General features: G+C 63.1%; 19 protein-coding genes and 1 riboswitch. Of the genes, 6 read left to right on the top strand and 13 right to left on the bottom strand.

Features of this window, described 5'->3' with window-relative positions:
• Positions 1 to 11: 11 nt before the first annotated feature.
• Entirely contained in the window at positions 12 to 1595 is a 1584-nt protein-coding gene (locus tag EB812_RS08555) for an MBOAT family O-acyltransferase (protein WP_118230520.1), read from the bottom strand.
• A gap of 341 nt (positions 1596 to 1936) precedes the next feature.
• Complete coding sequence (locus tag EB812_RS08550; protein WP_118230499.1) at positions 1937 to 2224, bottom strand: integration host factor subunit alpha; 288 nt, start codon at positions 2222 to 2224, stop codon at positions 1937 to 1939.
• 306 nt (positions 2225 to 2530) lie between these two features.
• Here EB812_RS08550 and EB812_RS08545 point away from each other — a divergent pair, with 306 nt between their 5' ends.
• Positions 2531 to 3613, top strand: coding sequence for a radical SAM protein (locus EB812_RS08545; RefSeq protein ID WP_118230498.1), 1083 nt, complete (start codon positions 2531 to 2533; stop codon positions 3611 to 3613).
• Positions 3614 to 4376: 763 nt separating this feature from the next.
• Here the strand turns inward: EB812_RS08545 and EB812_RS08540 are convergent.
• Entirely contained in the window at positions 4377 to 4832 is a 456-nt protein-coding gene (locus EB812_RS08540; RefSeq protein ID WP_118230497.1) for a zinc resistance protein, read from the bottom strand.
• Between the two features lie 327 nt (positions 4833 to 5159).
• On the opposite strand from EB812_RS08540, the gene zraS reads away from it, so the two are divergent.
• The 3 genes from zraS to EB812_RS08525 all read left to right on the top strand — a co-directional run bounded on the left by zraS (position 5160) and on the right by EB812_RS08525 (position 8746).
• The gene (zraS, locus tag EB812_RS08535) at positions 5160 to 6635 is read left to right on the top strand and encodes a two-component system sensor histidine kinase ZraS (RefSeq protein WP_118230496.1); all 1476 of its coding nucleotides are present in this window, start codon (positions 5160 to 5162) and stop codon (positions 6633 to 6635) included.
• Between the two features lie 121 nt (positions 6636 to 6756).
• Complete coding sequence (locus EB812_RS08530) at positions 6757 to 8118, top strand: sigma-54-dependent transcriptional regulator (protein WP_130958081.1); 1362 nt, start codon at positions 6757 to 6759, stop codon at positions 8116 to 8118.
• Positions 8119 to 8128: 10 nt separating this feature from the next.
• Positions 8129 to 8746: an HD domain-containing protein gene (locus tag EB812_RS08525; protein ID WP_242621250.1), complete on the top strand. Its 618-nt coding sequence runs from the start codon at positions 8129 to 8131 to the stop codon at positions 8744 to 8746.
• 35 nt (positions 8747 to 8781) lie between these two features.
• Here EB812_RS08525 and argB read toward each other — a convergent pair whose 3' ends face one another.
• Complete coding sequence (gene argB / locus EB812_RS08520) at positions 8782 to 9561, bottom strand: acetylglutamate kinase (protein WP_118230518.1); 780 nt, start codon at positions 9559 to 9561, stop codon at positions 8782 to 8784.
• Between the two features lie 189 nt (positions 9562 to 9750).
• Between argB and EB812_RS08515 the strand changes: the two genes are divergently transcribed.
• On the top strand, positions 9751 to 11862 hold the full coding sequence (locus EB812_RS08515; RefSeq protein ID WP_130958080.1) for an ATP-binding protein: 2112 nt from the start codon (positions 9751 to 9753) through the stop codon (positions 11860 to 11862).
• 177 nt (positions 11863 to 12039) lie between these two features.
• Positions 12040 to 13440, top strand: coding sequence for a glutamate--tRNA ligase (gene gltX / locus EB812_RS08510; RefSeq protein WP_130958079.1), 1401 nt, complete (start codon positions 12040 to 12042; stop codon positions 13438 to 13440).
• A 311-nt stretch (positions 13441 to 13751) separates the two neighbouring features.
• Here the strand turns inward: gltX and bamA are convergent, their stop codons facing one another.
• The 9 genes from bamA to EB812_RS08465 form a co-directional block, all read right to left on the bottom strand.
• The gene (gene bamA / locus EB812_RS08505) at positions 13752 to 16514 is read right to left on the bottom strand and encodes an outer membrane protein assembly factor BamA (RefSeq protein ID WP_118230492.1); all 2763 of its coding nucleotides are present in this window, start codon (positions 16512 to 16514) and stop codon (positions 13752 to 13754) included.
• Positions 16495 to 17181: an ABC transporter ATP-binding protein gene (locus EB812_RS08500; protein WP_118230491.1), complete on the bottom strand. Its 687-nt coding sequence runs from the start codon at positions 17179 to 17181 to the stop codon at positions 16495 to 16497. Before EB812_RS08500 ends, bamA begins: the two co-directional genes overlap by 20 nt.
• A gap of 1 nt (position 17182) precedes the next feature.
• Positions 17183 to 18412 (bottom strand): lipoprotein-releasing ABC transporter permease subunit, encoded by a 1230-nt coding sequence (locus tag EB812_RS08495; protein WP_165450925.1) that lies wholly within the window; start codon positions 18410 to 18412, stop codon positions 17183 to 17185.
• Positions 18413 to 19040: 628 nt separating this feature from the next.
• Positions 19041 to 19553, bottom strand: a complete 513-nt coding sequence (gene nrdG, locus EB812_RS08490; protein WP_118230047.1) for an anaerobic ribonucleoside-triphosphate reductase activating protein — start codon at positions 19551 to 19553, stop codon at positions 19041 to 19043.
• Positions 19546 to 19716 carry an anaerobic ribonucleoside-triphosphate reductase gene (nrdD, locus tag EB812_RS08485; protein WP_118230048.1) on the bottom strand — a complete coding sequence of 57 codons (171 nt, stop codon included), beginning with the start codon at positions 19714 to 19716 and terminating at the stop codon, positions 19546 to 19548. The genes nrdG and nrdD overlap by 8 nt, the downstream gene beginning before the upstream one ends.
• A gap of 80 nt (positions 19717 to 19796) precedes the next feature.
• The gene (locus EB812_RS08480) at positions 19797 to 22076 is read right to left on the bottom strand and encodes an anaerobic ribonucleoside triphosphate reductase (RefSeq protein ID WP_242621249.1); all 2280 of its coding nucleotides are present in this window, start codon (positions 22074 to 22076) and stop codon (positions 19797 to 19799) included.
• A gap of 91 nt (positions 22077 to 22167) precedes the next feature.
• Positions 22168 to 22347: riboswitch (cobalamin riboswitch) on the bottom strand.
• A 580-nt stretch (positions 22348 to 22927) separates the two neighbouring features.
• On the bottom strand, positions 22928 to 23674 hold the full coding sequence (pgl, locus tag EB812_RS08475; protein WP_118230050.1) for a 6-phosphogluconolactonase: 747 nt from the start codon (positions 23672 to 23674) through the stop codon (positions 22928 to 22930).
• Between the two features lie 230 nt (positions 23675 to 23904).
• Positions 23905 to 24984 carry a YfgM family protein gene (locus EB812_RS08470; RefSeq protein ID WP_118230051.1) on the bottom strand — a complete coding sequence of 360 codons (1080 nt, stop codon included), beginning with the start codon at positions 24982 to 24984 and terminating at the stop codon, positions 23905 to 23907.
• Complete coding sequence (locus EB812_RS08465) at positions 24981 to 25745, bottom strand: class I SAM-dependent methyltransferase (RefSeq protein ID WP_118230052.1); 765 nt, start codon at positions 25743 to 25745, stop codon at positions 24981 to 24983. The genes EB812_RS08470 and EB812_RS08465 overlap by 4 nt, the downstream gene beginning before the upstream one ends.
• Positions 25746 to 25834: the final 89 nt, after the last annotated feature.

The raw sequence follows: 25834 nt of genomic DNA, 5'->3' as shown, positions 1-25834 counted from the left end.
GTGCGGCGCCCCTAGAATTGGAAGTAGAGAAAGGTGGCCTTGCGCGAAACCAGAATAAGCGCGGCAAAAGCCAGCACGGCCAACCCTGCGGCCCAGCCGGCAGAAGGCCGCCAGGCTGGACGGGGCAAGGAGCCGTCGCGGCGGCCGTGAAGCATCTCGCCGCTGTTGGGAAAGGCCCAGACCAGCACAAAACAGAGCAGCAGCATGACCAGGGGCAGCCAGCCCTGAAAGTAATTGTTGGGCAGCCAGCGCGCCGTCACGGCCGCCAGCCCCGTGAGCCCCGTCAGGTCTGGATCCAGCCCGGCGGCGGCGCGGGTAAAGGGGCCACGGAACATGGCCGTGTAAACGCGCCCGGCCCCTTCCAGGCTTACGGCGCGGAAAATCACCCAGCAGAAATTGAGGCAGAAAAAGGTCACTGCAATGCAGCAGACCCGCAGGGGCGGCGAGGCCATGATCCGTTCCAGGGGCCGTCCTTTAATGCGTGCGCGGAAGAAATGGTTGACGCTCAGCATGGCCCCGTGCAGCGCGCCCCAGATAATGAAGGTCCAGCCCGCTCCGTGCCAGGCCCCGCCGATAAGCATGGTCAGGAAGAGGTTGCGGTACTGCTTGAGTTTGCCGTGGCGGTTGCCGCCCAGGGGAATGTAGAGAAAATCGCGCAGCCATGCGCCCAGCGTAATGTGCCAGCGCCGCCAGAAGTCCACGATGCCCGTGGATTTGTAGGGGGAGTCGAAGTTTTCCGGCAGGCGCAGGCCCAGCATAAGGCCCAGACCCAGGGCCATATCCGTATAGCCGGAAAAGTCGAAATAGAGCTGAAAGGTATAGCAGAGCGAGCCCAGCCAGGCTTCGGCCCCGCTTAAGGGAAAGCCCTTTTCCGCCGCGTTGAACACGGCGTCGGCCCAGAGGGCCAGGGTGTCGGCCAAGAGCGCTTTTTTGACCAGCCCCAGGGTGAACAGGCTGAAGCCCCTGGCCAGACCTTCGGCCGTAGAGCCGTGCAGAGCGTCCAGCTGCGGCCCCAGCTGTTCATAGCGCACGATGGGGCCGGAAATGACATAGGGAAAGCAGGAGGAAAACAGCAAGTGCCGTCCCAGACCGGCGGGCCGCACCTGCCCCCGGTAGACGCTTACCAGCCAGGCAATCTGGATGAAGGTATAGAATGAAATGCCGAGGGGCAGGCCCGGCGGCGTGAACTGCCATTGCACATGCAGCAGAGCAGCCAGGTTGTGGGCGAAAAAGCCCGAATACTTGAACCAGAGCAGGGGCAGCAGGTTGCAGATCAAGGCTGTGACCAGCAGCGCCCGACGGCTCAGGTGGCAACGCGGGCAGGCGGCGGGGCCGTCCCCTGTGGAGCAGGCGGCCGCAGGGTCGTCCTCCTGGGGCGCGGGGGCAGGCGCAAGAGCCTGGGCAAACATGTAGTTCATGCCCAGGATGACCGCCAGCAGCACCAGAAAGGGCAGGCCCCAAAGCCCGTAAAAGACCACGGAAAACAGCAGCAGAACAAGTCCCAGGCGGGCCGGCGCGTAGGTTGCCGCCAGCCGCCAGCTGACCAGCAGAAGCGGTAGAAAAAGCAGGAGAAAACTGTAGGAATTAAAAAGCATGCGCGTCTCCCGTGAAGGGGTCCGGCGGTTAGGGGCCGGGAAAGCGGCAAAACCGGCCTGTAGCGCGGCGCGGGAATCCGTGCAGACGGCGGACAGGTCCGTGGCGTTGCCGGTCAACTATGATTAAGCGCTGCTCCGTGCGGGCGGCAGGCAGAATCTAAAGCATTTTGCATCCCCCCGCCCCCCGCAACGGGAGAGGACCACGTCCGGGCCTCGTGGGCACAGGCGCAAGTCCAAACACACGTCAGCCCAACGGACGTCCGTTGCCGTAGGCGCAGCAAACGGAAAGCCGCCGCAGGCGACGCGGAGGGCGGCGGGGCCGCCGTCTCCCGATCCGGAGATCAGGAGTTCAGTTCCGCGCGGAATTTGCGGGAAAGCCGAAAGACCATGACCTTGCGCGGGGGCAGGGTGATGGTTTCGTCGGTTTTGGGGTTGCGGCCTTTGCGGGAGGCCTTGTCATAACATTCAAACTTGCCAAAGCCGCTGATAAGCAGGGCGCGGTCTTTTTTGATGGCGCCCTTCATGATGTCCAGCAGTTTTTCCACCACGTTTTTGACGTCAACGCGGTTTTTGTCCGTTTCTTCGTAAATGGCCTCCACGATGTCCGCTTTGGTCAGGGTTTTTTTCATAGGGGTCCTCCGGCGCAGAGCGCGCGGGTTGGGCTGTCCGGATACAGCCGCTTACGCCGTGGAAACACGGCCTGCTCCGGACTGCTTCACATGAACGGAGCTTTTGTGTAAAATACACACAACATCAAGGTAGAGCAAGGTTTTTCTTGTGAAAGCGACGTATTGGCCGCAGCGGCCTGTCCATTTTGTTGATATCCTATATAAAGCAAAGCGTATGTCCAGAGCTTGGCCAGCCGCCGGGCGCCCTTGCCCGTGGCGCAAGGTATGAGCGCCGCTTCCCGCGGTGGCCGATATGCGGCGCGCGCCATGTCTGTTTCCGGTTCCGGCACAGCCGCGAGGCCGGTCTGGAGCCTCCTGGTGCCCTGGCCCGTCGGCGGTGCGGCGGGGCCCCCTGTTTTTCCCATATTTTTACCCTTCCAGGGCTGCCCTGTGCGTTGCGTGTTCTGTGCGCAGGACGTGCAGACCGGCCTTCTGCCGTTTTCTGACCCGGTGGCGGCGGTGCGCGCCGCGCTGACATCGGCCTCCGCAGCCCTTGCCGAACGCGCCGCCAGGGGGCTGCCCCCAGTGGAACCGGCCTTTTACGGAGGCACCTTCACTGCCCTGCCCAAGGCGGCCCTGGCTGCCTGCCTGCGCTGGGCGGGCAAGGCCAGGGAGCGGGGCTGGGCCACCGGGTTTCGCTGCTCCACCCGGCCGGACAGGGTGGACGCGACCGGGTTGGCCCTTCTGCGCGAGGCGGGCTGCCGTACGGTGGAGCTGGGGGTGCAGAGTTTTGCCGACCACGCGCTGGCAGCGGCGCGGCGCGGCTATACGGGGGCGATGGCGCAAACCGGCTGTGCTCTGGTGCGGCAGGCGGGGCTGCAGCTTACTGTGCAGCTCTTGCCGGGCATGCCCGGCCACAGTCCTGCAGACTTTGCCGCCGATGTGGCGTGCAGCCTGGCGGCGGGCGCACAGGCTTTGCGGTTCTATCCCTGCCTGGTGCTGCGCGGTACGGGCCTGGCCGAGCTGTGGCGCAGCGGACGCTATCGGCCCTGGCCGTTGGACGCGACCCTTACGGCCCTGGCCGTGGGCTGGCTGCGTGCACGGGAGGCGGGCGTGGCCGTCATCCGCATGGGTCTTGCTCCGGAACCGGGCCTGGACGCGGCCGTGCTGGACGGTCCCCGCCATGCCGCTCTGGGGGCGCGGGTGCAGGGCCGTGCCTTGCTCCTGGCCGTACGGCGGGCTCTGGAGGCGACGTGCCGTGCCGAAGCCGGTTTTGCCTTGGAGGCCCCCCACGCCTGTCAGGGGTTTTTCTGGGGGCACAAGGGCGAACTGCGGCCGGCCTGGGAGGATCTGGGCCTGCGTCGCCTGCATTTCAGCGCAAGGAGCGGCCTGTTGCTGGAGGCTCTGTAGGCTGGCCCCTTCTGTGGCGGACCCCAAAAAGAGAGGCGGCCGCCGGAGGGTCCGGCGGCCGAGAGAGGGAGGATGTTCCGATGGTTAGAGGTTCTGTTCTTAAGGAGGAGGTTTTGAGGAGGGAATCCGTAATGCCCTCAATGGGGGCGGAGAGCATCGCGGAAATTTGTTTTTATATTTGTACCGCCCGTCGGCGGATTGACTGGGATAGGCTGCTGTCAGCTGCCGTGACGGAGGGTTATGCGCTCCTTACAGAATTTGTTCACATGCCGGTTTTGCTCTGCGCTAACCGATGTTTTTTATATAGCAATCGGTGTGCCAATATTAATTAAATAAATTATTTTAGTGTGTTGTGTTGAAGGTCTGCGGATGAGGCCCTTGCTGGAGCAGGAATCTGTATATTTTTTTTACAGTTGCAGCAGGTTTGTGGATAATTTTTATACAATTGTCCAGAAATTATCCTTTGGCAGAATTTATTCGTCGGGGCAGGCCCTTGTGCAAGCCTTAGATGCAGAGGGGAGGGCGGTTGTGCGCATCGGCGCAAGCAGCCGTCCGCCGTGGAGGCAAGTACTATGTATTTGCGCGGTTAAGCGCCGGTGCGGGCTTGGATCGTTGTGATACAGAAGTCTGGCCCGTTACGGTGAAGGAAGTTATCGGCAAAGATGGCCGCGCTGGTCACGGGCCAGGGAGGTCGGCAAAAAAAGATTGCCTTTGAGAGGGCTATTCTCAAAGACAATCTTTTTCAGCGCGGTGCCGGATTGGTTTATTGGCCCGGCATGGGCGGCAGACCGGAAACTTCCATGCCGCAGCCGCGACTTAGGGGCGTACCCAGAGAAACGCCGGCCTGGCGACGCATGTCCGCATCAGCGTGCAGCAGCAGGGTGCGCAGTTCGTCGCGCAGAAACTGCAGTTCGCGCCCCAGTTTGGGCAGGGTGTCCGGAGGGGTTTCCAGGTCGTAGCGCAGTTGGGCCAGTTCATTTTTTTTCAGCAAAATACGCTGGCGCAGAGCCTGTACGCGGGGCAGGTAGTCTTCCACCACCTGCTGCGCCGGGATGCGCTGGGCCGGAGAAAGCCCCTCCAGCCAAGAGCCCAGCCCCGGAACTGGGGAGGCTTCCCACTGGCTGACGGCGGCCACGGGATCTGAGGCCTGCCGGTTTACCGCAGCGTCCGGCAGGTACAGAGTGGCGAGCACACAGAGGGCAAAACAGGCTTTGAGCATACCTGACCTCAATCGGAGAGGTGTATACATTGCCGCGCTCCACTCCCGCAGGAAACGGGCGCGGCGGTTTGTTCATTTTATATGCAAAAAATGCGCCAATATTGAGTTTTCTGGTGGCGTAGCGGCATGTTTGTGCTGCCCTGCAGTAAAGTTCTGCCGTAATGTCTGCCCTGAGGCCGTTCGGCGGCGGCAACGGCGCTGCGTCATTGTTCCGGCGGCAGCTGCGGCAGGCGTTGCCGCTGGCTTGCCGCAACCTTTGCGGCGGCACAGCCGCAGCGCGCATATGCTCTGGTGACAAGCGACGCCTTGTAAGGCTATACTCCCGGTATGTGCAGCGTCAAAGAGCCCTCTTCCGTTGCGGGCGGCCAGGGCGAAACCCGCCCCATACCGCCGTGGCCCGGCCGCGCTCCCGTGGTGCTGCTGCTCAGTGCCGCTGCCGTGGTGCTGGCCATGATGATCGGCCTGCTGGCCTTTCTTTCGCTGGAACGCAGCGAGGCGGGCATGGCGCGTTTGCTGGCCGAGAAAGGTTCCTCTCTGATCATGGCCTTTGAAAATATTCTGCGTTCCGGTCTGCGCAGCGAGGTGGGCGTGCGCCTGCAGGCGCTGCTGGAAGAAATGGCCGACAGCCCCGGCATCGATTTCGTGGCCGTGACCATGCCGGACGGCACCATTGTGGCCCACAGCTACCGGGCCCGGCTGGGCGAAATCCTGCAAGCCGACGGGGCTGAGATGGATGAGGCCCATATGCGGGAGCTCCACGTCGACGCCCAGGCCCGCTGGCGGGTCATGAACATGGAAGGGCAGCGCGTTTTTGTGGTCTATCGCCGTTTTTCGCCGGGACTGCCGCACGCGGTCGGCGGGCCGTCTCTGCCCATCATTTTTCTGGGGCTGGACATCTCACCTTTTGAGATGACCCGCAGTCAGAACCGGGGTTACATTGCCATGCTGGCGGCCGTTACGCTGCTGGTGGGCCTGGCCTGTCTGCTGGCGTTGTACTACGCCGAACGGGCGCGGGAGTCGCGCCTGGGGCAGCGCCGGGCTGAAGGCGAAGTGCGCCGGCTGGAAGAAGAAGTCCGCCGCAAGGAAAAAATGGCCGCCGTGGGCAATCTGGCGGCGGGCGTGGCCCACGAGATACGCAATCCTTTGAGCTCCATCAAGGGGTATGCCACCTACTTCGGCCAGCGCTTTCCCGAAGGCAGCGAAGACCGCGAGGCTGCACTGGTCATGGTCAGCGAGGTGGACAGGCTCAACCGCGTCATCATGGACCTCATCGGCCTGTCGCGGCCCAGCGACGTCTGCCCCCGCCCCGTCAGCCTGGAAGCTGTGGTGGAGCACGTTGCGCAGCTTATTCGACAGGACGCGGAAAAGCGCGGCGTAACAATTGTCTGCCGCAAGGCCCCGCGCGTGCCTCTGGCTCTGGTGGACCCCGAACGCATGGGCCAGGCCCTGCTTAACCTCTGTCTCAACGCCCTGGACGCCATGCCTCAGGGCGGCGTGCTTACCCTGGCCGTGGGCCGGAGCCGGCAGCGCGTCTGCCTTATGGTGCGCGATACGGGTACGGGCATTGTGCCCCGGCAGTTGCCGCACATTTTTGATCCTTATTTTACAACAAAAGGGCAGGGCACGGGGTTGGGCCTCGCCATGGTCCATAAGATTGTGGAGGCCCACGGCGGCGAAATCGGCGTGAGCTCCCACTTGGCCAGGGAGGGGCAGCCGGGCGAAACCATTTTTCGCGTCTGGCTGTCCTGCGCGCCGCAGGGCGCGCAGTCCTTTGTAGAGCGCCGCCGCCGGCGGCGGGACTGAACGCCCGCACTGCGGGCGAAAAGACTTGGGGGGCGGAACCTCCGATGCGGCGGGGACGTAAACGCCCCGGCCGCAGGCGCACGTTTGCCGTGCGGCCGCCGCCCCCACAAGGAGACAGGTTTTGAGCAACAGCATCCTTGTGGTGGATGACGACCAGGCCCATCGGGGCATGCTCCGCACCATGCTCCGTTCCTGGGGCTATGCGGTGAGCGAGGCCGCAGACGGCGACGAGGCCCTGAACCTGGTGCGGGAGCGGGCCTTTGACGCGGTGCTCACAGACGTGCGCATGGCCAGAATGGACGGCATCCATACTCTCAAAAGTGTTCTGGAGTACAATCCGGCCTTGCCGGTGGTGCTCATGACGGCCTATTCCTCTGTGGAAACAGCGGTGGAGGCCCTGCGCCTGGGGGCCTACGACTATCTGGTCAAACCCCTGGATTTCGAGATCTTACGCCACACCCTGCGGCAGGCCATCGAGCATTCCCGCCTGAGCGTGGAAAACCGCGAACTGCGCCGCCAGCTGAGCGAAGCGGCGGCCCGGCCGGGCATTCTGGGGCGCAGCCCCGCCATGCTGGCCATGCAGGAAACCATCGCCACCGTGGCCCCCACTGAGGCTACGGTGCTCATCACCGGCGAATCGGGCACGGGCAAGGAACTGGTGGCCCGCGCCCTGCACAGCGGCAGCGCCAGGGCGGACAAGCCCATGGTGACGGTCAACTGTGCGGCCCTGGCAGAAAATCTTCTGGAGTCGGAGCTTTTTGGTCATGAAAAGGGCTCCTTTACCGGGGCGGACAGGCGGCGCGAAGGGCGCTTTGTCCAGGCCAACGGGGGCACGCTGTTTCTGGACGAAATTGGTGAAATGCCCCTGCCACTCCAGGCCAAGCTGCTGCGGGCGCTGCAGGAAGGCGAGGTGCAGCGGGTGGGTTCGGACGCGCCCCTTACTGTGGACGTGCGCGTGCTGGCCGCCACCAACCGAGACCTGCGCGAAGAAGTGGCCCGTCGGCGCTTTCGCGAGGATCTTTACTTCCGGCTCAACGTCATCAGTCTGGAGGTGCCCCCCCTGCGGGACAGAGGCGAGGACATCCCTGTGCTGGCGGCCCATTTTCTGGAGCGTTTCGCCGGGCGCAATCGCAAGAGCATCCGCGGCTTCTCTCCGCAGGCCGTGGACAGCCTGCTGCGCTATGCCTGGCCCGGCAACGTGCGGGAGCTGGAAAACGCTGTGGAGCGTGCCGTCATCCTTTGTAACGGCGACCTGATCACCCGCCGCGAGCTGCCCGCCGCCATTACTGAAGCCGCCTCCCCCGAAGAAGCCTCTTCCGCTGCCGTGGGCGCCCTGGCGGGCCTGCCCCTGGATGAGCTGGAGCGCCGGGCCATAGGCGAAACCCTGCGCTGTACCGGTGACAACAAGAGCGAGGCCGCCCGTCAACTGGGCATTACACGCGCCACCCTGCACAACAAGCTGCGCAAATACGGGATGGAATAAAAGGAAAACCATGAGCGAAGAAAAAAACTCCCCGCCGGATCCGGAGGGGGCCCGCTGGGATCGGTTGGCGGATTTTTGTCACGAGCTGGGCATGTTGCGGCGAACGCCGCGTTCGGGTTTTGCTTTCCTGGGCAGCGGCGGCGAGAGCGTGGCGGAGCATTCCTACAGGGTCAGCGCCTTGGGCTATGTGCTGGCGCGTCTGGCCGGGGCCGACCCCGCTCGGGTGACCCTGCTCTGCCTGTTTCACGATTTGCACGAGGCCCGCACGGGCGACCTCAACTATGTGAACCACCGCTATGCCCGCCTGGAGCCGCGCCGCGCTCTGGAGGACTGCCTGGCGGGCACAGGCCTGGAAGACGCCCTGCTGCCCCTCTGGGACGAGCTGGAGGCCCGCCAAAGCCCCGAAGCCGCCCTGGCTCACGATGCGGACCAGCTGGACCTTATCTGCAGCCTGAAAGAAGAGCTCGATAAGGGCAATGCCTTTGCGGCGGACTGGCTCAAAAGCGCTGTGCAGCGGCTGCACACCCCGTCGGCCAGACAACTGGCGGAAGCCGTGCTGCGCGCGGACCACAACCGTTGGTGGCACGGCGGGGTGGACGAAGCCTGGTGGGTGCGGCGCGGCCGCTGAAGTCCCGCCGAAACAGCCGCACTTGGAAACTGCCCCTAGGCTACCACTGTCCCCAGGGGCGCGTCGTCCAGCAGGTAGCGCCGCAGGCTGGAGGGCGCGCGGCCGTCAAGGATAAGCGCGCGCTGGCAGCCCGCGTCCAGGGCGTCCAGGCAGGCCAGCACCTTGGGGATCATGCCTCCGCTGATGACGCCTTCGCGCTGCAGGGCTGCAATCTCCTGCCGGTTCAGGCTGGGGATAAGCCGGCCCTGGGCGTCCAGCACTCCGGGCACGTCCGAAACCAGTACAAAATACTCCGCCTTGAGAGCGCCCGCCAGAGCCCCGGCGGCCGTGTCGGCGTTGATGTTCAGGGCCTGCCCCTCGGGGCTGTTGGCCAGGGGCGCCACCACCGGCACAAAGCCCGCCGCCAGCAGGCAACGCACCAGGGCAGGGTCCACCCCTTCCACCGTGCCCACCATGCCCAGCTCCGGCCTTTGTACCCGCGCCCGCAACAGCCCGCCGTCCCTGCCGGAAATGCCCACGGCGCGCACGCCGTGCCCTGCCAGTTCGCTGACCACAGCCTTGTTTACCTGGCCGCAGAGGACCATTTCCACCACTTCCAGGGTGGCGGCGTCCGTAACGCGCAGGCCGTCTACAAAGCGGCTTGCAATGTGCAGGCGGTCCAGCAGGGCCGAAATCTGCGGCCCGCCCCCGTGCACCAGCGCAAAGTCCATGCCCTGGGCGGCAAGTTGGGCAAGGTCGGCGGCAAAGGCCGCCTGTAGGTCCGGCTGGGTCATGGCGTGCCCGCCATACTTGATCACAACTGAAGCTGCGTGCATATTTTTTCTCTCCATTTTTGCCAGTCCTGCCTAGCACTCCCGGCCCCTCAACGCAAGGGCAGGGCAGGGGCGGGCGTGGCAACCGGGCGTCAAAACAGTGAATATATGATAACGTCCGCGGCCTCGCACCGATTGTGCTGCGGAAACAAAATCGATATAGTACCATTTCCACCCTGAGGAGTATAACGGATGGCCGAAAACGGCGGGCAGGAATGGCAAGAGGACAGCGCCTGGATGCGGGAGGCTCTTACGGCTGCCAATGTGGGGCTGTGGATCATTGAGCTTGATACCCGTACGGGCGTTTTGCGCCTGCGCGCTGATGGCGTTACCTGCCGATTGCTGGGTGCGGACGCGGGCATGACGCCCGAAGCCTGCGCCCGCTTCTGGCTGGAGCGGGTGGACAGCCGCTACCGCGCCTCGGTGGAAGCCACCCTGACCGACCTGAGGCGTGACAGCCGCATGCACGAAGTGCGTTACCCCTACAACCACCCCCGCTGGGGCGTGGTGCACGTGCGTTGCGGCGGGCGGCGCGTTTCTGCCGACGACGATCCCCTGGTGCGCGTCACCGGCTACCACCAGGATATGAGCGAGCTGCACTCCGCCCACCAGGCCCTGCGCGAGAGCCTGCTGCGCCTTTCTCTGGCCTGTCGGCTGGGCTGGCTGGGCGTTTTTGAAATGCGCAGCGTCCACGGGCAGGTGGACTGCACGGGTAACGACGTTTTTTACGAACAGTTCGGCCTGCACGAAGGCGCCGGGCCAGAAGAGCGCCTGGCCACCATTACCGAACGCATCCTGCCCGAAGACAGGGCCGATTGGCGCGTCCTCTGCAACCCCGACAACTGGCTGCCCGGCCGACAGATCCACCTGCAGCTGCGCGTGGTGCATCCCCGCCGGGGCCTGCGCTGGTGCGCCCTGGTCTATGAAGTGACCGGCGGCAAGGGGGGAGCCCGCGTCACCGGCTATGTGAGCGACGAAACCGAACAGCGCCAGAACGAGCGCGTGCTGCGCGAGGCCAAGGAAAGCGCCGAGGCCGCCAATGCCGCCAAAAGTATCTTTCTCGCCAACATGAGCCACGAGATCCGTACCCCCATGAACGGCATTATGGGCATGGCCCACCTGGTGCTCAATACAGACCTTACCCCCCAGCAGCGCGATTATGTGGAAAAAATTTACGGCACCTGCGATTCATTGCTGCAGATTGTTAACGATTTGCTGGATTTTTCCAAAATAGAAGCCGACCGGCTGGAGCTGGAGCAGCAGCCTTTTTGCCCTGCGCAGGAGCTGGAGGCCGTTATGGTGCTGCTGCGGCCGCGGGCCTCCAATCATGTCAGCCTGGAAAGCCATATGGACCCGCGTCTGCCTGCCTTTCTCACCGGCGATGCCCTGCGCCTCAGACAGATTCTGCTCAACCTGGGCGGCAATGCCGTCAAATTTTCTCAAAAAGGCCGGGTCTGTATTTCTCTGGACTTTTTGCGCCGCCAGGGCGGTCAGGTGTGGATACGCTGTTCCATCAGCGACGAGGGCATCGGCATGAGCCGGGAAGAGCTCTCCCGCATTTTTACGCCCTTTATGCAGGCGGATACCTCTATTACCCGCCGCTTTGGCGGCACGGGCCTGGGTCTGGCCCTCTGCCGCCGACTTACTGACCTCATGGGCGGGGCCATCAGCGTGCAGAGCGAACCGGGCAAAGGCAGCGTGTTTCGGGTGGAGCTGCCCTTTGCCCCATGCGCGGACGACTTGGCGCGGGCCGCGGCCGCAGGTGATGCGGGCGACACTGCCGCCAACGCCGCCCGTCTGCACGGACGTTGCGTGCTGGTGGCCGAGGACGGCGACATCAACCGCGAGATCCTGGAAGTGCTGCTCTCGGGCATGGGCGTCACCTGCCTCGCCGCAGTCAACGGCCAGGAGGCCCTTGATCTTTGGCAGGCCCGGCACGCGGAGATCGACGCCATCCTTATGGACGTGCAAATGCCCACCATGGACGGCTACACGGCCACCAGGCGCATCCGTGAAAGCGGCCTGCCCCGCGCTCTGGAGGTGCCTATTGTGGCCTTGACGGCCTACGCCATGCGCGGTGACGCCGAGCGCAGCCGCGAGGCCGGCATGAACGCCCACCTGACCAAGCCCCTCAAGGTGGACGATCTGACCCGTGCCCTGGCCCGCATTATGCCGCCCACCCCGCGTGCGGGTTTGGCCGCAGCTTCGGGAAGGAGCGCAGCCCCAGCTTCAAACTCAGGTTCCGGTGCGGCTTCGGGGGCAAGCAGCGCCGCACTTGGGCGGGGCACAGGCGACCATGCTTGACACAGGCGGCGGCCTGTGCCTACTTCGCCTGTCCGGGCCGAAGACCGCCCTTCAGAAAATATTTCTTACGCCGTCGCGCGGTTGCGTCAGGCTGCGACCGCCGCTTGCGCGGCGCGCCGCCGTTGCTGAGCGTCGTTGTAACGGTGAACCTGTCCATTCTTCAGCAAGGATAACGTCATGACCCAAGTGGTAACCCGATTCGCCCCCAGCCCTACGGGACATCTGCACATCGGCGGCGCGCGCACAGCCATTTTCTGCTGGCTGCTGGCCCGTCATTTCAATGGCCGCTTTCACCTGCGCATAGAGGATACGGACCTCCTCCGCTCCAAGCAGGAATACACCGACTCCATCCTGGCCTCCATGCGCTGGCTGGGCCTGGACTGGGACGGCGAGCCCGTTTACCAGACCAACCGCACCGAGCTCTACAACAGTTATGTGGACAAGCTGCTGCAAGCCGGCCACGCCTACTGGTGCTCTTGCACGCCCGAAGAAGTGGAGGCCATGCGCGAAGAAGCCCGCCAGGCCGGCCGCAAGCCGCGCTACAACGGCCGTTGCCGCACCCGCGACCTGGGCCCCGGCGAAGGCCGCTGCGTGCGCCTTAAAACGCCCCTCAGCGGCAAAGTGGTCTTTGACGATATGGTCAAAGGCCGTATAGCTGTAGACGTGAGCGAGCTGGACGACATGGTCATTCGCCGTGCGGACGGCATGCCCACCTACAACATGGCCGTGGTGGTGGACGATCACAGCATGGGCATCACCCACGTCATTCGCGGCGACGATCACGTCTCCAACACCCCTCGCCAGATCCTCATCTACGAAGCCCTGGGCCTGCCCGTGCCGCGCTTCGGCCATGTGCCCATGATTCTTGGCCCCGACCGTCAGAAGCTCTCCAAACGCCACGGCGCGCGCGCCGTCATCGAGTACAAACAGGACGGCCTGCTGCCCCAGGCCCTGGTTAACTACCTGGTGCGCCTGGGCTGGTCCCACGGCGATCAGGAGCTCTTCTCTAAAGAAGAACTCATTGCCTATTTCGACGGCTCCAATCTTAACCCCGCCGCCGCCGCCTTTGACCCCGCCAAGCTCGAATGGTGCAATGCCCATTTCATGCGCACCATGCCCCTGGATGAGCTGGCTCGCCTTACCGCCCCCTTTGTGGCCGAAACCGGCCTGGGCGACCTGCCTCAGGAGCGTCTGGAACCCCTCTGCCTCATGTTCCGCGAACGGGCCAACAACCTTAAAACCCTGGCCCAGAGCTTCCGCCCCCTGCTGTTGCCCGCGGCAGAGCTGGAATACGTGGAAAAGGACGCCGCCAAACACCTGATCGAAGCCGGCAGGGTTCATTTGCGTGCCCTGGCCCCCATCTTTGCTGCCTGCCAACCCTTTTCCGCTGAAAACCTTGAGGCCGCCCTCAACGCCTATGTGGCTGACAACGGCCTCAAATTCAAAGCCGTGGCGCCGCCTTTGCGCACGGCCCTCATGGGTTTTATGGGCGGCTCACACCTCAATGAAATCATGGCGTTTTTGGGCCGGGACGAAACCCTCGCCCGTCTGGAACGCGCCGCCGCCACAACGTATTAGACGGTAGGCGGGGAAATGAGAATATGGGGGAGGGGAAATTTTTGTGAACAAAAGTTTCTCCTCCCCCATGCCTCCGCCCTTGCAAAAAACTTTTTTCTGCAGCCCACGCCGGGGGTGCCCTGAGTGATGGGCGTGTTTTGAACGGGACGAGCCCGGAGTGACGGGCCGCAGCCTGTGACGGCGCACCTGGGCGGAACAAAAAGAACGGCGCGGATCGTATGATCCGCGCCGTTTGTCGTCAGCAGGCGTCAGGCCGGTTCAGGGCCTTGCAATTTTGCAAGGCCCTGAACCGAGCGTGCCATAACCTTTTTTTAAAAGAACTGGCCCATGCTGAATTCAAAGCGCCCCGATTCCATTTCCTTGTCATAATCCTGCACCAGGGGGACGCCGTAGGCTATGCGCAGGTCACCCATGGGTGAACGCCAGCGCAGCTCCAGGCCCGTGGAGCAGACAAAGTACTTGTCCAGGTCGTTGCCCATGGTCTTGCTGTCGATATTGAAGCCCGCGTCGAAGAAGGGCACCAGAGCCAGGCCCAGATCTTTCTGGAAGGTCCAGATGTATTCCACGTTGGCCACGCCCATGCGGTCGCCGCCGATCTGTTCGCCCTGGTATTTGTAGTCGCGGGGCGAAATGTCGGAGTAGGAATAACCGCGGATGGTATCCATACCGCCGACCCAGAAGCGTTCAAATACAGGCACCTTGTCGTTGGTGTTCTGGAAGACGCCGCCCAGGCGGCCGCGCACATGCACGGTGTTCTGCGGGTTAAAGGACCAGAAGCCCTGCCAGTCGGCCACGGCCTTGACAAAGTTGTCCGTGCCGCCCAGGCCGCCGCCGCCGTATTCGGCCCAAAGCCGGGCAATGGTGCCCTTGGTGGGGCGTTCCTTGTTATCCGTGGTGTCGCGCAGGATGCGGCCGGAAACGGCGCTGGTCCAGTTAATGCCCTTGTAGTCGCTGATGTACGGTGAGGCGTTGTCGTCCACGTCATAGAGTTCGTAGCGCTCCAGACGGTAGGACAGGCCCACAGAGGTGTATTCGCCGATGGGGTAGGCCAGACGGATCGTATCGCCGATGGTGTCCTTGGTGAAATCGTCCCAGTAGTCGTGGGTGTAGTAGAGGTCGTTGCCCACGGAAAGGTCCGTGTCATAGAGGCGCGGGTTGGTAAAGGAAAGCACGCCCGAAGTGCGCCGCCAGGAGAAGAAGCCCTGCAGCTGCAGCAGGTAGCCGCGGCCAAAGAGGTTGCGCTCCATGATGGAGGCGGACACGCCCACGTCATAGTAGCTGGAATAGCCGATACCGCCCATGATGGCCCCGGTGTTGCTTTCTTTAACGCGCACCTTGAGGTCCACCTCATCTTCTTTTTCGGTGGGGATGAGGTCCATATCCACGGCGGAGAAGTAACGCAGGCGGTTCAGGCGCTCGTTGGAGCGGCGCAGTTTGGCGCCTTCATACATATCGCCGTCGCCCAGGCGCATTTCACGCAGGATGACGTTGTCGCGGGTTTTGGTGTTGCCTTCCACCATGACGCGACGGATGAAGACTTTCTGTTTTTTGTTGACCACATACCCCACGTCCACTTGATCGCTGCCGTCATCGGCCTTGATGAGGCGGGTATCCACCTCGGCGAAGGCGTAACCGTAATCGGCATAGTAGTCCGTAAGGCGTTTGGAGTCCTCCTGCATGACCGTCAGCGAGAAATACTTGTTGGACTTCTTCCAGTCGTCCATTTTGACGACCTGAAGCATCTTGTCCTCGCTGTCGATGACGTCGCCCGCAAAAACCACATTCCGGACTGTGTAGCGCGGTCCTTCATGCACCGTGAAGGTGATGTGGATGCCGTCGTCCTTGTATTCCACTGTGGGCGCGCCCACCTGGATATCGATATAACCTTCGTTAAGGCCATAAGCTGCAATGGCGTTGGTATCGCGTTCCAGGTACTCTTCTTTGAGTACGCCGGTGCCCGTAAGCCAGGAAAAAATGCCCCGCGGCTTCAGGGCCATGTATTTGTCCAGATCGCCGCGGTCCAGCTTTTCCAGACCGTCGATTTTCACTTCTTTGATGTAGAGCTTGTGGCCTTCTTCCACGGTGAGGATAAGCACCGCCCCACGGCCGCCTTGGCGGTCCTCCAGCCGGTAGTTGACCTTGGCGAGGTAGTAGCCTTCCTTGCGGTAGAGCTCCGTAACCTTCTGCAAGTCGTCGGAAAGCACCTGCTCGTTGAGCACGCTGCCGGGTTTGGTGCCCATGGCGGCCAGCACGTCGTCTTTGTCAATATCCTTGGAGCCTTCCACCTGGATGTTGTCAATGCGCGGCTTTTCCACCACCGTAAAGACCAGCACGTTGCCTTCCATGGCAGCCTGTACGTCGCTGAAGTAGCCCATATCCCAGATACGCTTCACTTCTTCGTTGATGGCGTTGGCGTCCGGGGTGTCGCCCTTGCGGATAGTCAGGCGCATGAGCACCGTGTCCGGGTCCATAACGTTCATGCCGCGCACCTGCACGTCGGCAATGCCGCCCTTGGCCGCAGCCGGCGTGCTCATGGGCACCAGGTCCGGGCCACCGTCTGCGGGCGCGGCTGTCGCGGTTGGCGCTGCAGATGCGCCCGCCCCGGTAAGCTGGGCCGCGCGCGTGGCCAGAGTAGCCGCACACTCGTCCAGGGCCAGCAGGCTGTTGCGCTCAAAAGCCGCGGGCACGGCCGCGCCGTTAAGGGGCACCAGGCGCGTGTCCATACTGAAGCCGTTGCCCAGCTGATTGAAATTGCCATAGACCACCAGCGTGGCCCCGGCCTCGCGCCCCAGGGCGCGGGCCGCGGCCAGGTCAATGGTCTCGCCGTTCTTGCGTTGCAGCTGTGCGGCGGCGGCCAGGGGCACCACCTTCATGCCGTGCTGTTCCATCTGGGTGGCAATGGCCTGGGGTACATGGTCAGCGGCGTCGGGCATGTCCGGCCCGGCATTGACCTGGAAGGGCAGCACCAGTACCAAGGGCGGCTCTGCCGCCCTGGCCGCATGGGGCGCAAGCACCGTCCAAGCCAGTAAAGCGAGGCAGGAGACGGCAAGAAGCTCAGGCAAACGTTTTTTCATACAGATTCCCCGCTTTCAGTTCCAGGATTCTGCCCATACCCGCGGCCAGTTCCCGATTGTGGGTCACCACCACCAGGGTCATGCCCAGTTCGCGGTTGAGTTCGTTCATAAGGGAGCCCACCTGCGCCCCGGTGGTTTCGTCCAGGTTGCCGGTGGGTTCGTCGGCCAAAAGTACGCGCGGGCGCAGCAGCACAGCGCGGGCCAGAGCCACGCGCTGACGTTCGCCGCCGGAGAGGGTGGCGATTTTGCTTTCCTGGCGCTCGGCCAGCCCCACACGTTCCAGCATGGCGCGGGCCTGGGGCAGCACTTCGCCCCGCGACCGGCCGCCGATGATGGCCGGCATGGCGACGTTTTCCAGTGCCGAAAATTCCGGCAGCAGGTGGTGAAATTGAAACACAAAGCCCAACGTCCGATTGCGGAAGGCCGCCTTCTGGTCCGGGCTCATGTGGGCCATGTCCGCACCGTCAAAGCATACCGCACCCGTCGTGGGAGAATCAAGGGCCCCCATGAGGTGCAGCAGGGTGCTCTTGCCCGAACCGGAAGCCCCCACAATGGCCATGGTGGAGCCTTCTTCTACCGTCAGGCTGATATCTTTGAGAATTTCCAGAGAGCCGCCGGGCGCGGCAAAGGTTTTGCCCACGTGTGAAAAAGTGTAGAGAGCGCCCATGCTATTCGTACCGCAAGGCTTCGGCCGGTTCCAGGCGGGCAGCCTGGCGGGCCGGGTAGAGGGTGGCCAGAAAACAGAGCAGCATGGCGCTTGCGCCGATAATGAGCACGTCCGTGAGACTGATGCTGATGGGCAGGTGGTCCAGGGTGTAGACATTTTCCGGCAGTTTGATGAATTGGTAGCGCTTGAGCAGCCAACCCAGGCTCAGGCCCATGGCGTAACCCAGCAATGTGCCGATGACGCCGATGATGCTGCCCTGCAGCATGAAGATGCGCCGGATCATGCCCCGTGTGGCCCCCATGGACATCATTATGGCAATGTCCCGCGTTTTTTCCATAACCAGCATGACCAGGGTCGTGACAATGGAGAAGGAGCCGATGAGCACCACCATAGCCAGAAGGATGAACATGCCGATTTTTTCCAGCTTGAGCGCCGCAAAAAGGTTGGCGTTCATTTCCATCCAGGAACGGGCGTAGAAGGGCGAGCCCAGCTCCGTGCCGATGCGGGCGGCGGTTTTGTCCGCTGCAAAAAGGTCGGCTACAGTGATCTCCACTCCGGAAAGGTAGCCTTCGGGCAGGCCCAGCACGTCACGTGCGGCCGCCAGGCTTACAAAGGCCAAGGAGGAATCGTACTCAAACATGCCGGTTTTGAAAATGCCCGCCACGGCAAATGGCCGGATGCGCGGGGCATAGCCCGAAGCCGTCTTCTGCCCCGAAGGGGAAAGCAGGTTGACCCGGCTGCCCAGGCCCAGGCCCAGGCGTTTGGCCAGCTCATCCCCCACAATAATGCCGGGCGCGTCGTCCTTTTTCTGCAGATTGTCCACCGAGCCCGCGCGCATCTGCCGCAGCATGGAGAGCACCGAAGGCGCGCTCTGCGGGTCTATGCCGCGCAGCACAATGCCCTTGACCCCCCCCGCGCCGGAAAGCATGACCTCCGTATAAATAAAAGGCGTGGCCCCGGTAACGCCCTCTACGGCGCGCACGCGCTGCAGCAGATCCGGAGCGTTTTCAAAGGCCGAAGGCACATAGGAAAGCACAATGGCGTGCGCATTGGCCCCCAAAATTTTGTCGCGCATGTCCGTGGTCAGGCCGTTGTACACGCCCAACACCACCACCAGCGCGCCCACCCCCAGCGCCACGCCCAAAATGGACATGACCGAGATGACCGAGATGAAGGTTTGCTTGCGCCTGGAAAAGAGGTAGCGCAGGGCTACAAAGAGTTCGAACCGCATTGGCGGCATATTGGCCCAGCTTGGGGTTATATTCAAGATTTTTTTTAGATGGTCGGCGCGGGGCGTCTTTTGCCCCCTGGCGGCGTCAAGAGCCTGCGCCGGACCGGGTCTGTACCAAAAGCGTACTATCCCCGCCCCGGCGCAGACTTTTTTCTTGCCAGGGAACAAAGTCCGCCCCGCGCCGGGTTGGCAGCGTCTTTTGCCCCCTGGYGGCGTCAAGAGCCTGCGCCGGACCGGGTCTGTACCAAAAGCGTACTATCCCCGCGCCGGGTTGGCAGCGTCTTTTGCCCCCTGGCGGCGCAAGAGCCCGCGCCGGACCGGGTCTGTACCAAAAGCGTACTATCCCCGCCCCGGCACAGACTTTTTCCTTGCCAGGGAATAAAATGCATCTCGTGATTCCCCTTTTTTCTTCCTTCAGGTTATGCGCCGGACTTCTCTTGGTCGGGGCAGGAACGCCCCTGCAAGAAGGGCGCGGTCCAGCAATCCCCATCGCGCTCTTGCTGTTTTCCGTTCAGGGGGATGCCTGCAGCGCTGAGGAGAAAAGTTTTTTGAAGGATGGGGGGCGTGGGGGGAAGGGAACTTTTGTTCACAAAAGTTCCCTTCCCCCCACAAAATCCAAATTTCCCCCTTACAGCTTCGCCGCCAGGCGGGCGCGGGCGGCGTGGTCCAGGAGGCGTTGGTTGGAGCTGCCGCGGAACTGGAGTTCCAGGTCGCGCAGTTCTTCCACATAGGGGCCGTCGATGAGCAGGTCGGTGAGGTCCAGGAGGCGGGCCGTCCAGGGGTCGGCGGCGGCGCGGCGGTGGAGTTCTTCAAAGGTGTAGCCCGTGAAGGTGACCACGGATTTGCCCAGGGCGTGGGCGCCGGCGGCCACGGGGCAGAGGGCGTTGGCCTGGCAGAAGGGTTCGCCGCCGGAGAGGGTGACGCCGGCCAGTAGGGGGTTTTGGCCCATCTGGTCGAGGGCGGCTTCGGCGGTGAAGAGGAAGCCGCCCTCAAAGCTGTGGGTCTGGGGGTTATGGCAGCCTTTGCAATGGTGCGGGCACCCCTGGGTAAAGAGCACATAGCGCAGCCCCGGCCCGTCCACTATGGATTCCTCCACAATGCCGGAGAGGCGTAGGGGCTGCGCTGCGTGTGGTTCAGGCATGCTTGACACGGTCGCGTTCTTCGGCGCGTTTGGCGTTGTTGAAGCGGTCGAGGGTGCCCACGAGGTAACCGGTGATGCGGCGGGTGCGTTCAAAGCCCAGGCCCTGGCCCACGAGTTTCTGGGCGGGTTTTACTTCCTCGAACAAGCGCGATTTCATCAGCATATGTATTCTCCTTGGTCTGCACTAAGGGTGAGGGTAGGGTATGTGCGTCCCCTGGGCCCTGCCCGGAGGGGACGGCCGCATCAGTCCCAATGGGGCATGTGCGGGTATTTTCTGCGCAGTTGGTTGAGCTTATCAAGGCTTACGCCCTCGCCTTCTTTGCGGCCGCAACGGGGGCAGCAATCGTTGATGACGCCCACGTAGCCGCAGACGGGGTCGCGGTCCAGGGGGTGGTTGATGGAGCCGTAGCCCACGCCCTGGTCGTGCATGTAGCGAATGATGCTTTCAAAGGCTTCGGGGTTTTTGCAGGTGTCGCCGTCCAGTTCCACATAAGTGATGTGGCCGGCGTTGGTCATGGCATGGTAAGGGGCTTCAATCTGGATTTTTTTGAAGGCCTTGATGGGGAAGTACACGGGTACATGGAAGGAATTGGTGTAGTAGTCCCTGTCTGTAATGCCGGGGATGCTGCCGTAGCGGGCTTTGTCCAGGGCCACGAAGCGGCCGCTGAGGCTTTCGGCCGGGGTGGCGATGAGGGTGAAGTTGAGGCCGGTTTTTTCCGACTCCTGGTCGCAGCGCTGACGCATGCGGCCGATGATTTTGAGGCCCAGGGCCTGGGCGTCTTCGCTTTCGCCGTGGTGCACGCCCATGAGGGCCTTGAGGGTTTCGGCCAGGCCGATAAAGCCGATGGTGAGGGTGCCGTGCTTAAGCACTTCGCCGATGCTGTCGTCCCAGTCCAGTTTGTCCGAATCGATCCAGATGCCTTCGCCCATGAGGAAGGGGTAGTTGCGGACTTTTTTGGCGCACTGGATTTTGAAGCGGTGCAGCAGTTGGCGGAAGACCAGGTCGATTTTGTCATCCAGCAGGGCGAAGAAGCGGTCCACATCGCCGTGGGCTTCGAGGCCCAGACGGGGCAGGTTGACGGAAGTGAAGCTGAGGTTGCCGCGGCCGCAGGTGGTCTGGCGATTTTTGTCGTGCACGTTGCCGAGCACGCGGGTGCGGCAGCCCATGTAGGCTACTTCGGTGTTGTAGTCGCCCGCTTTGTAGTACTGCAGGTTGTAGGGCGCGTCCAGAAAACTGAAGTTGGGGAAGAGTCGCAGGGCGGAAACCTCCATGGCCAGCTTGAAAAGATCGTAGTTGGGGTCTTGCGGATTATAGTTGACGCCTTCCTTGACCTTGAAGATCTGCACGGGGAAGATGGAGGTTTCGCCGTTGCCGAGGCCCGCCTTGGTGGCCAGCAGCAGGTTTCTGGTGGTCATGCGGCCTTCGGCGGAAACGTCGGTGCCGTAGTTGATGGAACTGAAGGGCACCTGCGCGCCGGCGCGGGAGTTCATGGTGTTGAGGTTGTGGATGAGGGCTTCCATGGCCTGGTAGGTGCGGCGGTCGGTATAGCGCAGGGCCTCTTGTGCGGCGTAGGCGTGGGCCTTGGCCAGCATTTCGGCCTGGTCCGGCGCAGCCGCGGCCATGCGGCGGCCGTAGTCCTCAATGGAGCCCATGCGGGGGCCTTCGCCCAGCCCGGTCTGGAGGGTCTCCACCAGCTCGCGGGCCGCTTCGGCGTCCAGCCCGGCGGCAATGCGCACATAGGCGCGCAGGGCGCGGCTGTATTCCTTGCGAAAGGTTTTGATAATGCCGCCAGCCATGGCAAAGTCGAAGTGGGGCACGCTCTGGCCGCCGTGCATTTCGTTCTGGTTGGCCTGGATGGCGATGCAGGCCAGGGCTGAGTAGCTTTCAATGGAATTGGGCTCGCGCAGGTAGCCGTGCCCTGTGGAAAAGCCGTTTTTGAACAGGGGGATGAGGTCTATCTGGCAGCACGTTTCCGTGAGCATGTAAAAATCTTTGTCATGGATGTGGATATCGCCGTTGATGTGGGCGGCCGAGGCGTCCTTGGGCAGGATGTAGTTGTCGATAAAGAATTTGGAGCCCTCGGAGCCGTACTTGAGCATGGTGCCCATGGCCGTGTCGCCGTCGATATTGGCGTTTTCGCGCTTGATGTCCTCTTTGAGGGCCGGGGAATAGGTCAGCTTTTTATAGATGTCCATGAGATACGTTTCCGCATTGCGGATTTTCGTATGCTCGGCGCGGTAGAGGATGTAGGCCTTGGCGGTTTTGGCGTAGTCGTACTGAATGAGGCTTTCTTCCACCACGTCCTGGATTTCTTCCACATGTTTGAGGTCGCGGTCTTCCAGTTTTTTGCAGACCTTTTCCGTCACGAAAAGCAGGTCCGTGGGGGACATGTCCTCCCCGCCCACGGCCTTGTTGGCTTTGGTAATGGCGTTAAGAATTTTGACCGAATCAAACGGCACTTCCGTGCCGTCACGTTTGATGATGCAGGCGGGCATGCACACGCTCCCAAATGAATGAGCCATGAAAAAAGTCCGGTCCGCATGGTGCGGGCGGGAGGAAGAGCTCCCCGCCGTGACGGCTCTTCTTCGCCTCTGGCAAAGGCCCGTTGCCAGGGGGGATAGTGGGTTGAAAGCAGGTCTTCCGGCTTGCCGGCCGCCCTTCGGCCTTCCCGGAAAAAATCCAGTGGCGCACGAGGAAAGGCGGCGTTTACAGCGGCTTACGGCGGCGGGTCCGCTCCCGCTTTACACGGGATTCCCTATTAAGCTCACGAGCGCTTTCAATGTCTAGAAAGTTTCAAAAGAATACCGTTCTGTCAATGCAGGTCCGCAAAAAAGCCTTCCAAGGCTCAAAGGAACAGTGTTGTTTCTTTGATAATTTTTTTTGCGTCCATAGTCTTGTTCGTTCTTGCACAAAAAACGGGGCGGGTTTGGGGACCGCCCCTGTGTCTGCGGTTGTTTTGGGGCCGCAGGCAAAAATCCTTTTGACAGGGAGCACCATAGCGCGACGGAGCGGGTTTTTCAAGGCTGCGGCATGTGCGGCAAACCCGCGCCCCGCGCCAACTTCTTCAGTAATATATGGGAAATATTTGATTATTTTTTTTGAATCTGGAAGGCGGTGCGTCCGCCAAGGTCTTGTTGGGCGGTCTGTGTATGGGGGCTCTGCAAGCCCGGCGGGCGTTGCGTGGCGGCCGGAAGCAGCCTTCCGGCCCGGTTCCGTTGTACGGGACGGCACTGACCGGCACCGGCGGTGGGGCCGTAAGAGGCGACAGGTCCAAAGGGGTTGGCCAGGGAGGTTGGCCAGAAGGGTTGCGCGAGGGTGGGGGCCGGAAGGGGCCGGTTGCGGCCCCATCCGTTATTTTTGTGCGGCAATGAGGCTACGCGCCCGTGGCGGCCGCTTCGTCCACAACCCAGATCAGGTCGCCGAAGCCTGGCCGGACCATCTGGGCGGGCAGCGTGGGCTGGGCCAGCAGGTTGAGGGCGCGGGAGAGCACGTCGTGTTTTTCGCCGCCCGTAACCAGGAACATGCAGCAGCGGGCATTGTTGATGACCGGCAGGGTCAGGGTGAGCCGGTCGGCCTTGCGTTCCGGCACATACTGGTCAATGACCAGGCGCTTGCGTTCGGCCAGCGCCGGAGAGTTGGGGAAGATGGAGCCCGTGTGCCCGTCTTCGCCCATGCCCAGCAGCATGAAGTCAAAGCGGGGCAGATCCTGCGGGCCCAGGCTGAAGTCCGTGCGCAGCAGCTGTTCGTATTTGCGGGCGGCCTCCACGGGATCTTCTTCGCCGCGCATGCGGAAAAAGTGGGTGGCGGGCACATGCCCCAGCAGTTCGCGGCGGGCCAGGCCATAGTTGCTGTCCTGGTGTTCGGGGCTGACGCAGCGTTCGTCCACCCAGAAGAAGGTCATTTTGTCCCAGGGCAGGCGGTCGGCCCAGTCCCGGCCTGAAAGCAGGCGAAAGAGGGGGATGGGCGTCTGCCCGCCCGAAAGGGCGATTTTGAACACGCCCCGCTCGGCCACGGCTTCTTCGCAGGCTGCGGCCAGAATGTGGGCCGCGCGTTCGGCCATGGCGGCCGGGTCTTTATGGATGTGCACCGTCAGGTGGATGGAACGGCTGAGGCCCGACATGTTGACAGCTCCTTGAAAATTTGATTGTTGCCGGGGGCTTTCCTGCGCGGCGGCGGTAAGGGCCCGGCGCGCCGGGCGGCATGGAGTATGGCACAGAAGCCAGCGGGAGGAAAGTCGCGCTGCCCCGCCTTTAAAAATAAAAGCCGCGTTCCGTCCGCTCCGTCAGGGTGGCCCGCCCCGGTGACGGGCCGGCGTCCTCTCTGCGGCAATGGGGCGACGCGCACCCGCGATCAGCGCAGTTCTTCCTCCTGGTCCGGCAGATCCGTGATATGCAGCACCTCGCCGTTGGCCAGGCCTAAGGTCTTCCAGATAGGCCTGCAGGTCAGTGCGCCCGCCGCGCGCACGTTCTGCCCCGTGGGGCTTGCGGCGTCCAGTTCTATGGTCCAGCGGTGGTCCAGGGCTTCGCCGGGGGGGGTGGGCTGTACGACGTTGCACTGGCGGCGCAGCAGTTCCCGCCCGTCCAGATCCAGCACCGCAGCCTCAAAATTCATGTTGTTGACGCGCGTGGCGCCGTTGTTGCGGGCCCGCAGGTGCAGCACCAGCAGCAGCGTCTTGCCGTCCGAAAGCGTACCCGCCTCGGCCGTGCAGTCCTGAATAGGAAAATCCTGGTAAAAACGCGCGGTAACGGCGGCGTTTTTTTCCTCCACCTTCTTGCGCCGGGCCGCCATGCGTTCCAGCTGCGCGGCGCGGAACTCCCGCACCAGTTGAGCGCTGTTGACAATACGGCGGATTTTCCAGCTCTCCACAGGGGTGCGCTCCAGTTCCATAAGCAGGGTAAACGTGCGGTCCAGCAGAGGGTGGTGCACGGTGGCCCGCACCAGGGCGACGGTATCGCCTGCTGTCTGCAGGCTGCAGCTCGCGGCCAGCTGGGTGTAAAAGTCCTGCGGCAGCACATAGAGCGGCGTTTTCAGCCGCTGGGCCAGGTCCGGAGTTTCCTTTAGGGGCTCTTCCTTGATCCGGGCCTGGCGGAGCAGCGCCGTCTGGATCAGGTCGCTCAGGTCGGTGATCTGTGCCGGCCCCGGCCGCGCGAAGGGATAGCTCTGCGCCGCCACCACGGCCAGCTGGTTGCCCAGAGCGTTGAAATCCACCAGGTTGGCCAGGGCCGACAGGTCTGCCGGGTGCAGGGCGCCCTTTAATTCTTCAAAGGCATGCGCGGCCGTCTGACGGAACTGCCAGTAATTCCAACCGATATAGCCGCCCAGGGCCGTCACCAGCACCGTAAGCGCAATGGTCAGGGGCAGAAGGTGCCGCCGCACAACGGCGGCGGCATCGTGGACAAAAGCCGGAGGCGACAGGTGGGGCAGCTTCATGGTGTGCGCGTCCGGGGGTTGGAGGGCAGGGACGTGCGGGGGCCATATTCCATAACCGGTTCCGGCCTGGGCAGGCGGCCGGGCTTGAGCCGCAAAGGCAGAGGCGTGACGCGGCCGGGCGGGGCCAGGTCCAGGCGGATGACGCCCCAGGCCCCCAGGGGCAGCCAGCGTGGGCCAGAGCCGCGTTGTACGGCCTCGCAGCAGCCCCCTCGCCAGAAGCCGCGCGGCAGGACCAGGGCGCTGCCGCCGTGCAGGCGCCCCGCAGCCAGCCTGCGCATCTGGCGCCACAGCGACCACCAGCAGCGGGCCGTGCCGGGCCAGGGCTGTTTGCGTCCCGTAAGACGGTGCACGGCGTAGGCCGGTGAGGCTGCATTCCAGAAGGTTACGGCCAGCCCGCGGGCCGTGACGCGCAGGGCTTCGGCCAGCATTGGGGCCGTGTCGGCCAGGGCTGCCGCGTCCAGGTGCAGTACGCACCAGTGGAAAGCGTCGTTCTCAAAGGGCAGGTGGTCGGCGGCGGCGGCCAGCACTTCCACACGCGGGCCCAGGCGGGCGCAGGCCGCAGCCCGCAGTTCCGGGGCGCGTTCTGTGGCGGTGACGTCAAAGCCGCAGTTCCAGAGCAGGGGCAAAAAAACGCCGTCGCCGCAGTTGACCTCCAGCAGCTGGTGTTCCCGGCGTGGCCAGACGGCCAGACTGTGCTGGAGAAGGTCTTTCTGGGCGTTGCGCACAAAGCCGCGCGCGGGCGCTGCGTCCAAAGATTTCATCGCTGCCGCCTTGCTGGTCCCTGTAGGCCATACTGCCGTAGTATGGGGCACGCGGGGCCAAATGGCAAGCCCCGCGCGCGGCCGCAGAG

The organism is Desulfovibrio legallii (assembly GCF_004309735.1).
GTDB classification, from domain to species: domain Bacteria; phylum Desulfobacterota; class Desulfovibrionia; order Desulfovibrionales; family Desulfovibrionaceae; genus Desulfovibrio; species Desulfovibrio legallii.
Note: the sequence above shows the minus strand (reverse complement) of the source record. Positions and strands in the feature narration are given on the sequence as shown.

What these genes read in the sequence shown, in the direction of transcription:
- EB812_RS08515 (WP_130958080.1), top strand. Translation starts at nt 9,751, where the DNA reads ATGGCCGAAAACGGCGGGCAGGAATGGCAAGAGGACAGCGCCTGGATG.
- EB812_RS08525 (WP_242621250.1), top strand. Translation starts at nt 8,129, where the DNA reads ATGAGCGAAGAAAAAAACTCCCCGCCGGATCCGGAGGGGGCCCGCTGG.
- EB812_RS08480 (WP_242621249.1), bottom strand. Translation starts at nt 22,076, where the DNA reads ATGGCTCATTCATTTGGGAGCGTGTGCATGCCCGCCTGCATCATCAAA.
- argB (WP_118230518.1), bottom strand. Translation starts at nt 9,561, where the DNA reads ATGCACGCAGCTTCAGTTGTGATCAAGTATGGCGGGCACGCCATGACC.
- pgl (WP_118230050.1), bottom strand. Translation starts at nt 23,674, where the DNA reads ATGTCGGGCCTCAGCCGTTCCATCCACCTGACGGTGCACATCCATAAA.
- gltX (WP_130958079.1), top strand. Translation starts at nt 12,040, where the DNA reads ATGACCCAAGTGGTAACCCGATTCGCCCCCAGCCCTACGGGACATCTG.
- EB812_RS08555 (WP_118230520.1), bottom strand. Translation starts at nt 1,595, where the DNA reads ATGCTTTTTAATTCCTACAGTTTTCTCCTGCTTTTTCTACCGCTTCTG.
- nrdG (WP_118230047.1), bottom strand. Translation starts at nt 19,553, where the DNA reads ATGCCTGAACCACACGCAGCGCAGCCCCTACGCCTCTCCGGCATTGTG.
- EB812_RS08550 (WP_118230499.1), bottom strand. Translation starts at nt 2,224, where the DNA reads ATGAAAAAAACCCTGACCAAAGCGGACATCGTGGAGGCCATTTACGAA.
- EB812_RS08470 (WP_118230051.1), bottom strand. Translation starts at nt 24,984, where the DNA reads ATGAAGCTGCCCCACCTGTCGCCTCCGGCTTTTGTCCACGATGCCGCC.
- EB812_RS08500 (WP_118230491.1), bottom strand. Translation starts at nt 17,181, where the DNA reads ATGGGCGCTCTCTACACTTTTTCACACGTGGGCAAAACCTTTGCCGCG.
- EB812_RS08495 (WP_165450925.1), bottom strand. Translation starts at nt 18,412, where the DNA reads ATGCGGTTCGAACTCTTTGTAGCCCTGCGCTACCTCTTTTCCAGGCGC.
- nrdD (WP_118230048.1), bottom strand. Translation starts at nt 19,716, where the DNA reads ATGCTGATGAAATCGCGCTTGTTCGAGGAAGTAAAACCCGCCCAGAAA.
- EB812_RS08545 (WP_118230498.1), top strand. Translation starts at nt 2,531, where the DNA reads ATGTCTGTTTCCGGTTCCGGCACAGCCGCGAGGCCGGTCTGGAGCCTC.
- zraS (WP_118230496.1), top strand. Translation starts at nt 5,160, where the DNA reads ATGTGCAGCGTCAAAGAGCCCTCTTCCGTTGCGGGCGGCCAGGGCGAA.
- bamA (WP_118230492.1), bottom strand. Translation starts at nt 16,514, where the DNA reads ATGAAAAAACGTTTGCCTGAGCTTCTTGCCGTCTCCTGCCTCGCTTTA.
- EB812_RS08540 (WP_118230497.1), bottom strand. Translation starts at nt 4,832, where the DNA reads ATGCTCAAAGCCTGTTTTGCCCTCTGTGTGCTCGCCACTCTGTACCTG.
- EB812_RS08465 (WP_118230052.1), bottom strand. Translation starts at nt 25,745, where the DNA reads ATGAAATCTTTGGACGCAGCGCCCGCGCGCGGCTTTGTGCGCAACGCC.